9 protein-coding genes and 1 pseudogene are annotated in these 11,473 nt (G+C 60.0%); 6 read left to right on the plus strand and 4 right to left on the minus strand.

What is annotated here, in order from left to right:
• The 3 genes and pseudogenes from JHD07_RS15760 to JHD07_RS15770 all read left to right on the plus strand — a co-directional run.
• A pseudogene (locus JHD07_RS15760) lies at positions 1-995 on the plus strand (hypothetical protein); the annotation flags it as partial.
• Positions 996-1,056: 61 nt separating this feature from the next.
• Complete coding sequence (locus tag JHD07_RS15765; protein ID WP_028136423.1) at positions 1,057-1,950, plus strand: hypothetical protein; 894 nt, start codon at positions 1,057-1,059, stop codon at positions 1,948-1,950.
• Positions 1,951-2,025: 75 nt separating this feature from the next.
• Positions 2,026-3,660 carry a hypothetical protein gene (locus tag JHD07_RS15770; RefSeq protein ID WP_151650242.1) on the plus strand — a complete coding sequence of 545 codons (1,635 nt, stop codon included), beginning with the start codon at positions 2,026-2,028 and terminating at the stop codon, positions 3,658-3,660.
• A 65-nt stretch (positions 3,661-3,725) separates the two neighbouring features.
• Here the strand turns inward: JHD07_RS15770 and JHD07_RS15775 are convergent, their stop codons facing one another.
• From JHD07_RS15775 to JHD07_RS15790, 4 genes are all read right to left on the minus strand, one after another.
• Positions 3,726-4,991 carry a hypothetical protein gene (locus JHD07_RS15775; RefSeq protein ID WP_049820112.1) on the minus strand — a complete coding sequence of 422 codons (1,266 nt, stop codon included), beginning with the start codon at positions 4,989-4,991 and terminating at the stop codon, positions 3,726-3,728.
• 378 nt (positions 4,992-5,369) lie between these two features.
• Entirely contained in the window at positions 5,370-6,398 is a 1,029-nt protein-coding gene (locus JHD07_RS15780) for an MBL fold metallo-hydrolase (protein ID WP_291623768.1), read from the minus strand.
• Between the two features lie 115 nt (positions 6,399-6,513).
• Complete coding sequence (locus JHD07_RS15785; protein WP_049820109.1) at positions 6,514-7,797, minus strand: type II toxin-antitoxin system HipA family toxin; 1,284 nt, start codon at positions 7,795-7,797, stop codon at positions 6,514-6,516.
• Entirely contained in the window at positions 7,794-8,096 is a 303-nt protein-coding gene (locus JHD07_RS15790) for a helix-turn-helix transcriptional regulator (protein WP_291623771.1), read from the minus strand. Before JHD07_RS15790 ends, JHD07_RS15785 begins: the two co-directional genes overlap by 4 nt.
• A gap of 292 nt (positions 8,097-8,388) precedes the next feature.
• Here JHD07_RS15790 and JHD07_RS15795 point away from each other — a divergent pair, with 292 nt between their 5' ends.
• From JHD07_RS15795 to JHD07_RS15805, 3 genes are all read left to right on the plus strand, one after another.
• Complete coding sequence (locus JHD07_RS15795; RefSeq protein ID WP_049820108.1) at positions 8,389-8,892, plus strand: DUF29 domain-containing protein; 504 nt, start codon at positions 8,389-8,391, stop codon at positions 8,890-8,892.
• A gap of 482 nt (positions 8,893-9,374) precedes the next feature.
• Positions 9,375-9,806 carry a hypothetical protein gene (locus JHD07_RS15800; RefSeq protein WP_028136419.1) on the plus strand — a complete coding sequence of 144 codons (432 nt, stop codon included), beginning with the start codon at positions 9,375-9,377 and terminating at the stop codon, positions 9,804-9,806.
• A 695-nt stretch (positions 9,807-10,501) separates the two neighbouring features.
• Positions 10,502-11,473 (plus strand): TRAP transporter substrate-binding protein (locus tag JHD07_RS15805; protein ID WP_291623774.1); only part of this gene is annotated, 972 nt, incomplete at its 3' end.

Below are 11,473 nucleotides of genomic sequence, written 5' to 3' on the forward strand. Positions count from 1 at the left end.
AGCCGACGGTGCCGCACGTAGTGGACGTCGTCGCGCGCGCATTCGATGATCAATCGATCGCCCCTTTGGTCGCCCGAGACAGCTTTGCCGTCGTCAATACGACCGGCTCCGCAAGCGTGCGCGAGGCGCTGGTCTTGCCTGGAGTCACGATCGACCGGCCCCGGGTGGTCGAGGCATGCATGCTGGGCATCGGAAGCGTCGGCCTGATGTCGGTGGAGGGACCGGCGGCCAACCCGTCGGCGACCGATCTGATCTGCGAGGCCTATCGCCTGATCCATTCGGATCCCACCCTCAGGAACGAGGTCTTCAACACGAAGGCCGAAGCGATCGCGATCGGTCAGGGCTGCGCGGCCATCACGATGCCGCTGTCGGACGGTCGCTTGTCCTCGTTCGCGGCGCCGATGTCCGAGCATATTCGCCGGCTCCAACGCGACGGTCTTCCCGAGACCGGCGAGGTGCTGGTCGGCAGTTTGGCGGCCGATGGGCTGAACCAGATATGGCATCGCAAGGATATCCGGCCGCGCATCGTCGTAGGCGACGGCACGGACAGCGTCGTGCGCCTTAGTCCCGAGGTCGACGACACGATCCGGCGAGAGGTCGCTGCGCGCCGTGGCTCGGAGACGGGCGGCATCATCGTCGGCCGATATTCGGACGTCGCCAACGTCTTCCACGTCGTCGGCACGATGCCCGCGCCGCCCGACAGCAAATTCTCGCGCGACGAGTTCGTGCTCGGTACCGAGGGACTGAGGCCCATGCTGGAAGATCTGATCGAAGGATCTGGCGGCGCGCTCTACGCGCTCGGGACCTGGCACAATCATCTCGTCCCCAGTGGCCCGTCCAGGAAGGACGTGAAGACCGCCGCTCTGCTTTCGATACGCCAGTATTTTCCGTTGCTGATGCTGATCCACACGCCGGCTGGATATGTCCATTTCACCGCTGAAGCCTTATCCGGAGCCGGCAGCTCACACAGCGCCGTGGTCAAGGTGGCAAGATGAAGAATCCGAGATCTCCAGACCCGTCGCCGGCCAGCGCCCATGACTGCACAGAGGCGATCCGATGATCGATATTTCGAAGCTCTTCGATCCCTATTCACGACAGGCTCGCCTGTTTCCGGGCTTACTCACGCTGTTTCCGATCATCCTCACTGCGATCGCGTGGTTTCCCCGGCTGGTCACCTCGAGCTGGGGCGCCACGCTGGTGACCATCGCGACGTCCTGCGGGCTCCTGTATGGCTTGAGCGTCCTGAGCAGATCGCGCGGCAAGAAGGTGGAGAAGCGTCTCCTGGCTGAATGGGGAGGTTGGCCATCGACGATCTGGCTGCGCCATAGGGAAGAACATCTTCCGCCGCCGGTGTTGGCCCGATACCACGCGTTCTTCGCGAAGAACGTGCCGTTGTTCGTTACGCCAAGCCCGGAGCAGGAGAGGGCGGATCCGAAGGCCGCGGACGCCATGTACGCATCGGGGGTGAAGTGGCTTCAGGAACGTTGCCGTGGGAAAGCCTATCCGCTCGTCGAGAAGGAGAATGCCGAATATGGCTTTCGCCGGAACCTGCGCGGATTGAAACCGATCGGGGTCGCTGCCTGCTTGGCGGCTCTTCTGATTTCAGTTCTCACCGTCGTCTGGCGCTACGACAACATCATCCCAGCCGTGTCCAGTTTCTCGATGTCGTCACTTCCCACGGCGTTGGCGGCCATTAAGCCCGCAGCGATCGGAGCGATCTGCGTCGATCTGGTCGCATTGACGGCCTGGTTTACCGTCGTACGCGACGATTGGGTTCGGGACGCCGGCGATCAGTTCGCGCGGGCCCTGCTGGCGTGCTGCGACACGCTTGAGGTGCCGGCTGCCGCCCAGCCCGCGGCGGCCTCATCCGCAAAACGTACGCGGCGGGCATCGACCGCGACCGGCGAAACCAGGTCCCGGCGGGCTCGCTCGGAAGGTGAGGAATCATGATCTCCGACGCGAGGAGGAGATGCATCTCCTCGCGTCGATCCATCGGCTCAACGATCAACTATCCGAGGTGGACTCATGCGCTTGCGGAATTTGGAGAAGTACAAGACGGGTGGTTCTGGCAACAACTTGACGCTTGGCATTCCGCTACCGAAGACGCCGGATGGCCGGGTGTACCGGTATTCACCCAACGAAGACGCACATCCGCGCCTCTTTCTTCTGGGCGACCGAGTATCGGATTTCACTCTACCCGAGGCCTTGACGTCTCGCATGACGCACGCGCCCGGTACGCCAGGCACAGTCTGTCCGTATAGCGGCGTTCTGGACGACGACGAGAACTTTACGCATCCGGACGACCTCGCGGCTGCCAAGGAAATCGTCGCTCATGCCTTTCACGCCGACGCCGCGGCGGCAATCCATGGCATGTTCGATGACCTCGCCCGGAAGAACGCTGGCAACAAATTTTTCAAGGTGACGACTGGTACACGGCCGTCGCCCAAACCCGCACCGCGGTTCGCTCGAAACGATCTTCTCCGCGAGTTGGTATGCGACGAGTGCGGCCGGGACTACGGCGTTTACGCCATTTCCTTGTTCTGTCCGGATTGCGGAGCGCCGAACATTCACTTGCACTTTGCGCGGGAAATCGCGCTCGTCCGGGAGCAGGTGGAGCTCGCGGGCCAACTCGGCTCGGGAAGGCATGAACTCGCATACAGGATGATGGGCAATGCGCATGAAGACGTACTGACGGCCTTCGAAGCGACCTTAAAGACGGTATACCTATACAAGGCGACCACTCGACCACCCGACGTCGCGGCGACGAAGCCGATCGCCAACGACTTTCAGAACATCGAGCGCGGCCGCAAGCGCTTCGCCGAGTTCGACATCGATCCGTTCGGAACTCTGACGGCCGACGCTCTTGCCGTCCTGACGCTGAACATCCAGAAGCGGCATGTCATCGGACACAATCTCGGCGTGGCCGACGCGAAGTTCGCCGAACATGCCGCAGAGGCCCGACTGGGCGAAACGGTGCCCCTGGTCGGCGACGACATCCTGCAGTTCGCCGCGATTGGTCAGTTGGTGATCGACGGTCTCGACGGATGGCTCGCTGCAGGCGGAGCTCCGCCGCCGGCTAAAGACAGGCTGAGCATTCCGCTGATCGCGCCGCCAGCAAAGAAGAAGTCCGAGTTGAAGATCGGCGAACTCGGGCCATTGGCGATCCGGATAGGATTGTGGGTATCGGAACAATCCCAAAAGGGCTTCGACTGCTTCATTCCCGAGCAAGACCTCATCGAGGCGTTTCCGGAATCCAACATCGACGATTTGGCGTTTGCCGTGGCCGAGCTCGAAAGCGATGGCTATCTGAGAACGAACTCGATGATTTCCACGCGGCTTCCGCGGATGTTCACCACCGCAGAGCTTTTTATCACGTTCGATCCCCATACCGGGCAAAGCACCCCCGAAACGGACGTGGTTGCGCTCGTCGATCTTGCTCTCGGCAAATCTGGGACCGGGACCGTCGATGCGGAAGAATTGCATGCGGCCTCCGGCTGGCCGCTTCGACGCTTCAATCCACCTTTCGCCCACCTGGTGTCGCAGATCGACGATAGACGGGTCCTTCATGGAGGCACGGAAGACTATCCATCACGCGGCTTTCTGATGACCGATGGCGATCGGGTTGCGCTTCAGCGCTTCGCGGCCCGGCTGCGCAGGTAATGATTGTCCTGATGCTAAGATACTGGCTGGAGGCACGCTGCCTGCACCACCCTGGTCCTTGATTTTCAACGCCAGTGAGGTCCTTCGCGAACGCCCTCGGCCGGAAGGATCAGCATTGTTTCTCCGAGGGGATGAGGACCGGTCGGCGCGATGCCCACCCACTGGAGCGTCTCGTCGAACGCCCACGCCTGGTCAGGCGGGCTTTCGGGTACGAAGTAATGGCAATACACGTACTCCAGAGGTTTTCCCCGTGGATCGAAAGCCTGCGCTCGCTCGATGATCTTCCGATGTCGGGCGCGCTCTACATCGTCTCCTTCAACGGCCTCGAAGCCGATGTGAACGATACCGGGGCGACCCGCAGGAAGTTGGTCGCTGGCTTCCGATAGCTTCGTCGTAATGTCGCGGGCCTTCGCATCGATGGCTTCGGGAGAGGCCGATTCCCAACGGAGCAGCACGGCAAGATCGCACTCGTGCACATATCTCGGGTTTTCCGCGAGCTTTAAGCGGCTCAACTGAATGTAATTGGCGTGCCTCACGTAGCGGCCCGAGAGCAGCTCCAGCATACGCGAACTCGACGCGAGCACATGGTGATCGTCGAGAACCTCGCGCAACGGATCGAGATCGAGCTCGCCCATCGCGCCATACGACATATCGTCGCTCCAAAGCAGCGAAGGCATGTCGGACCGGAGCCACTCGAGCGACTTCTCGGTCAGATAGGCGGGTGGCACCCGATCAATGGGGATGCGGAAATGGACATCGCAAAATGCGCTCTGCTCATTCTGGGAAAACCCTGTCGCGCTGGGGCGCCATAGCTCGCGCATCGCTGCTCGTTCCCGTTCACCGTATTGGCTCGTTTCCAAGCGCTTGCACTCGACTGCGAAGGAGCGCGAGCCGATTTCAACATCCATATCGTATGTCCGGCTCAGCCCGCGTCGCTCGGGTACGAACTTTACCCGCGCGCCCGACGAGCGATAGGCGGATGCGACGAGCAGCTCGAAGAGCCCGCCATTTGGTTGACGCCGTTCACTGCTGACCAGGCGACGTGCCCGTTCTTCGACGCCGTCGACCGAAAGAAGCAGATCGAGACCGCGCCCGATCGCCTTGAACACCGGCACTACCCGCGATCCGAACGTCGGCTCGAAATTCCAGACATGATCGATAAAAGCCTCGGCCAGGAAGAGATACCAGCCGAATACGTCGGACTCGTCGAAATATCTGCCGCGGTCGGTCTCGTCGACACGACCCAGCGACGCCGCGTACAGGCGATTGGCCGCAGCATTGCGCCGCTTCTTCCACTCGTCCTGGCCAATAAAGTCGCGAAAGTAGGTCACAGCCCGCCGGACATCCGGCTCATCCGGCCAGTCATCGCCCCGTTTGTCTGGAGGTCGAAAGAGTGTTGCCGGAAATTCCTTTGGGGCGAAGGCGTCTCGACGCTTGCTTTTCATGAGTTAAAGAACGCGCAGTTGCTCGGGTTTCTGATCGATAACCAAGGGCGCGCCGCGCTCTTTTCACGCCGAAAGAGAGCGGGCAGGCCGATTACACCCAAGTATGCCTCCGATGCCAACGAGGCAACGCAGGTTCAAAGAAGTTGCGAGTTCCCATCGCCAAGCAACTCGAGCAGCACTTAGTCGCAATGTAACCGTCGGGGAATGAAACGACCCCCGCAAGTCACCTGTCGGATCTTGGCCGGGGAATACGTCGACACCGTCTCAGTCATAGGCTTCCACCCTCGTGGCAAACTCCAGGGTGGGTGCGGGACTGAAGCCCGCCCGATCCGGAACGCCGTGATTGAACAAAAGCATGCCCTTCTTCGTGTCCTGGGGTTCAACGCCACGACGCAAGAGCGCGTTCACCACGACTTGGCGCGGATGAGTTTCATCCTCGGGCCCGGCGGAGATGACGCAACCAATCGATCTTCTGGATCCGAACCCCGAGACATTTCCGACGATCCGATTGAGCAGTGCAGGGGAGATGTTGTTGCGGCTGCCGTGATGCGGGACCTGGAATATGTTCAAAGCGGTGCCGAACTGAAGACCGATGGCAATACCGTACGACACGGCAGCGCCAAGAGCTCTCAAGCCGGCGTCCGCCGTCAGGAAGATGTTTCGACCGTCGATCTGACCGTACAAGACCACGCTGGATTCGTTTTCCGCCGCCGTGATGCCGCCTTCACGGAGCGTCTCGGTGAACAGGTCCTCCGCGATGATGCGCCGGATCTCCGTCGCCACGCGTCGCCCGATCCCTGTGAGCCAATGCCCCAAGAGGACGAGGAGTTGTTGCGCGGGCTTTGGGGTGTCGCGGAATTGGGGGAGGAGGCCCTCGTACATGGCCTGCGTCGGCGAAAGCACCGTGAAGGGCCCGATCTTTGCGCCTAGAAACGGAGGGTGAAGCGAAGTGCCCCGCTTCAGGGCCAAGTCTCGGATTTCGCTGACGATCGGGTAGGCGCGCCGCAAGTCCGCGGTGAGGCCCTCCAGCGTCCATCGAGGATCGTGGAAGTAATCCATCATGTTTTTCGCGTGGTATTCGGGAACGTGCATCCAGAGGTTCTGCACATTAAGTTGCGAGATGACTGCGCGAAGACCGCTGATGTGATCGTTGTCCGGATGCGTGCTGACGACGTGCTCAACCGTGTTCGTGCCGTACACCGACCGCACGTGCTCGACGATTGCTTCGCCGGTTTCCTGGAATCCAGCGTCGATGACGATCACGCGCCACTCCGCGCCCGTCCAGTAGCGCATTGTTATCGCGTCGCCGCTGTTGGCTCCCGACCCGACAGGATGAAACTCTATTTCATAGGCCATTTGGGTGGTGTCCAGAATCAATGTTGGCTATGTAGGGAGAAATGTCGCCGCCCTAAGCGGCACCGGATCCACGCTTGTTCAGCAGCCGGTCGATTTCCTGGAGACGTTTCTCCGTCAATCCGGCTTCTTTTGCATATTCAGGCCAGCGATCTATGGCACTCTGAACTTGTTCGAAGAACTGCTCGGCTTCCTCCTGCGGAATCGACGCATTTTGCGCAACCTTTAGAATGTGCTTTTTGGTCGGGTTCTTCCCTTCACCGTCCACAGCTAGATTGTGCTCGCCCCCGGGGCCCTCCGAGAGCGTGAGGTCGTACGCCGGCGTCGGATGCCAAACTCCATCCTTTGCGAGCAGGAAAGCGTGATTTTTAGCGTGATCGTCCCGGTTGTGTGCGAGGACGTTGAAGATCATCCGGACGAACATCTGGCGTACGTGACGCTCGTCGCGCGTCAGAAGTCGCGTGACTTTCAACAGCGTATCGTAGTCGATGGACGGAGCCCGATGATCGGCCTCCAACAGCCCGCTCACCGTCTGTACATGCGCGCTCCCACCCTCGGTTCTGTCGAACCTTTGGACGGCGAAATAGCTGCCCTTCTTGGTTTTGATGAGCTTAGTGGCGGGCATATCGACGCCTGCTGCCTTCGCCATAAGAGAGTAGGCGTACTCTTCTTTTCCTATTTCGGAGTGATCGACGTTCGATTTGAACTTTACCAGCCAAGCTTCGAAGCCTTCCGGAAGATCGGTGCCGGTATCGGCTACGATCTTACCGGTCTTGCCATTCAAGCCGATCATAATCTTGGGGCGGACGCCGGCGGAGCCACCTTGGATTTCGAGCAGACGATCCACGTCGGCTTCGTCGACCTCGCCTTGGACCGCCTCAGCTTGCGCAGCAAGCCAATCGAGGTCGACGGCGTCGCCGGCGGCTTTGCTAAGGGAATTATCGGGAATGTAGCGCAACGCTCCCATGCCGGTCTGGCCGACGTATGCCAGGCGGTCAAGAGGCGTGAGGAGCCTGAAGTCGTATCCGAGGTTCTGCAGATGACGATCAAGAAGCATGCGGCCCCAACCGTCGGGGAGGCTATCGTTGAACATGCCGTGCAGCCCGGCGAACGGCGAATTCGGCGCCGGCTTTGCTCCCTCGCCGACAGGAAGCTTGAACGGAGATACGTTGAGGCGCCTCGCGGCGAAATCGGGGTGGTACTCGAAATACGCCCGGCGTTCCTCTTTGCTCCATGCCAATGTTCCTACCTCGATCTTTTCGCCGTAGAAATCGAGCGACACCCCCAGCTTTTGGATGCCTTGGGGCGGTTTTCCGTCTGGGACCTTCGGCTTCTTCACTTTCTGCGTCCCCGAATTCTGACAGGCTTGGAAATCACGTCCTCGATCGACCTGTGCGGCTTCGGAGGAAACAGCCCCTCGAATTCCTTTTCGGCGCCGAGAGCGAACGCGATGGCTATGAGGAACTCTAAGGAAGATTTGCCTGTGCGCTCAAATTGCTTCAGCGTGCCCAAGCTGACCTGAGCGCGGGCGGCAAGCCCCGACTGGGTTAAGTTGGCCTCTAATCGCCGCTGCTTTGCGCGGTTCGCTATATCGGAAGCAATGTCTTGGGGTGAGCTTAAATTAAGGGATGTATCCATAGCCTCTGTTCCCATTATCTGGCAATAATAGATATTATAATATCTCGTATAAGTCAAGATCAGGATTGCGCCGTGCCTTTGGCCCTCGGCTAAACCGCAGAACCGTCCGCGTCGGCCTTTACCCAGCAGCGCATGAGAGGCCGTAACAAAAGCGCTAATGCGTCCCGAGCGGCTTTTGCGCCTCCGAGAGGCTTAACCCGGCCGAACAGTGAACGGAGGGGTGGCTTGGTCGCCGGCTTCTCCCTTTGATTATGCTCCGGCCCGCCTTTATCTCTAGGTGCTCGGAGGTTTCATGCTGACGAAACAAGCCAGTAAACACGACACAGATTTCTACGGGTGGACCCAGGAGCAAGCCGGCATCCTTGGGGCAACTTCGCCTGCAGACACGCGCCTTGACATCGACAATCTGGCTGAAGAGATCGAAGGCATGGGACGTGCCGAAGTCCTGGCGATATCTAGTCTACTTCGACAAACCCTAATTCACTTGCTGAAATCAGCCCTCGAACCTGAAAGTCAGACTCTAACGCGTTGGTTTGAGGAAATCGTCACATTCCAAGGCGATGCCGTCCTGGCCTTTTCGCCAGGACTGAAGCGGCGACTCGATCTTGAGAAAATCTGGCGTGTCGCCTGCAACGCAGCTACCCGCACCTTGGAAAATCGTGGGGTAGTCGGACCTCAATTGCCGTCGACCTGTCCGCTCTCGCTCCATGATCTTCTTGACCCCGAGTTCGACCCCGGCGCAGCGACACAAGTGCTATCTGCCGCCATCCAATCAGTGGCCAAGCACGGCATCTGAGCATCAGGCCCACAGGGCAGTACGCGCCATGATCAACGCTGGTGGCGCTGACCACATTTTACCTGTCCGGCCGAACGAGAGCGCAAACTTGGGTTTAGAAAGCCCAACGGTAACCAGGAATTCACAACTCTCCGGCGCAAGCCTTGCCGATCGGGTTGACCTCCGCCGTGCGTCGACCGATGATTCTGCAAAGACGCGCAGATCGGATAAGTAGCGTGAAGGCTGTTGCAATAGACCCGTTCGAGCGACGGATTGTCGTCGAGGAGGTAGACCCCACACCCGCTGAGCTCAGGCGATTGTGCGGGTCTCCCAGGCACGTTCTCGCGACCCTTCCCAATGGGGATGTAATCCTGGCCGCGGAAGGAGAGGGCGCCGATGCCGGGTTTTCGTTAGGAGGGTCGAAGGCTATTCGCAGCTCTGCGATCGTCCTTGGACGACGGAATTCCTTCGGAGACCGTACGGCAGCGCGGTCGAGTCTCGAAATGCTTGAAGGCCTGATCCGCTGGGTCAGCCCAATCTCGGTTCCGGAACCTGCGCAATCGGGAGAGACCGTCTCGGTGATCGTTGTGGATCCCGAAATTGGATTGATTGATCGCGCCGAGATGGGACGGACTGCCGCCGGGATTGATCACGTTCTGGGAGGAGCACCAGTGCCGTTGCTGAATGCTCCCGGCGGCGACATCGTCTACGGGAAGGCCCAAGAGGACGGCTGGCGCTGGAAAAAGGACGGTTGCGTGTTTGGTGGCCGCTGCGTGATTGTCGGGAGCGACGCGACGAACACGCCCGCCGAGCCCGTCGCAAGCGTTAGGGTACTTCGACGAGACGTGCGCTTCGGTCCGCCAGCCAAGACACTCTGGCTCGGATACGACAAGCATCCGATGAGGATGACCGCTCGTCCGAGCGCTTGCCCCTAGGCCGATCCTATCAAGCGCCGCAGCCCGTACAGGCTCAGGGTGCGCCAGCAACAGCCCACACCCGGCCCCGATGACCGGCCGGTAGATCACGTCAACAAGCGCAGCGTGGCTCGGCCTATCGCAGTGTAAGTTACCCTGCGATAGGCCGAGCTATCGCTCAGTGCCAAAATTGAATCTCGAAGCGCCAACACCGCCAGTGACAGAATTGAGTCTTCCAGAACCAGGGGCTGATCGAGCCGCGACAAGCGTGAAGACGCCGCCGGCCAGAAAGACCAATGGCATCAGTAGGCGAGTGACAAAATCAACCAGAGGCCCCAGTGACAAATTCAAACGCGAACGACAGCCAGCAGGCCGAGATCCGGACACCCACATCTATAATTCGCATAAGGTATATTATGGAATATATTTATATACAAACAGATCAATTATTTAGGCGGATTTGCTGACATCCCACCTTCGCCTAAGCCCGTTTTTCCGTCTTCACATCGGCCGTTATCTCAGCTCTTGACGCCTACTGTGCATGGGGTTGTTTTTCAGGTTTTGAATCGGGTCGGGTCTGCGCAAGCCGATATTGCGGTGACCATGTCCGGCTGCAATAAGCGGGACTTCCGCGAGATCGCAGATGACCTTCTGACTGACCGTCCGTATAGGTTTGCATCTCAGAACAACAACAAACCTTTCGAGGAAGCAGACCCATGGTCTTTTCGACGCGCTTTTCCCGACGCACGCTTCTCAAGGCCTCCGCAGCGACCGCGGTCCTGGGCGGCATCGGTGCGCCCTATGTGGCACGCGCGCAGAGCGCCGAGTTCACCTACAAATACGCCAACAACCTGCCCGACACCCATCCGCTGAACGTCCGCGCCAAGGAGATGGCGGCGGCAATCAAGAGCGAGACAGGCGGCAAGTTCGACCTCCAGATCTTCCCGAACAACCAGCTCGGTTCCGACACCGACATGCTGAGCCAGATCCGCTCCGGCGGCGTCGAGTTCTTCACGCTGTCGGGCCTGATCCTGTCGACCCTGGTGCCGGCGGCGTCCATCAACGGCATCGGCTTCGCGTTCCCGGACTACGACACGGTCTGGAAGGCCATGGACGGCGATCTCGGCACCCATGTCCGCGGCGAGATCAAGAAGGCCGGCCTCGAGGTCATGGACAAGATCTGGGACAACGGCTTCCGCCAGACCACGTCGTCGAGCAAGCCGATCACCGGCCCCGACGACCTCAAGGGTTTCAAGATCCGCGTGCCGGTGTCGCCGCTGTGGACCTCGATGTTCAAGGCGTTCGATGCGGCGCCCGCCTCGATCAATTTCAGCGAGGTCTATTCGGCGCTCCAGACCAGGATTGTCGAAGGCCAGGAGAACCCGCTGGCTATCATCTCGACCGCCAAGCTCTACGAAGTGCAGAAGTTCTGTTCGCTGACCAACCACATGTGGGACGGCTTCTGGTTCCTGGCCAACCGCAGGGCCTGGGAAAAGCTGCCGCAAGACGTGCGCACGATCGTGGCCAAGAACATCAACGCCGCCGCGGTCAACGAGCGCGCCGATACCGCCAAGCTCAATGCCAATCTGCAGCAGGAACTCGCCGGCAAGGGCCTGACCTTCAACCAGCCCGCCGTGGCGCCGTTCCGCGACAAGCTGCGCACCGCGGGCTTCTATGCCGAGTGGAAA

This window comes from Bradyrhizobium sp. (assembly GCF_016462955.1).
In the GTDB taxonomy this organism is placed as follows: Bacteria; Pseudomonadota; Alphaproteobacteria; order Rhizobiales; family Xanthobacteraceae; genus Bradyrhizobium.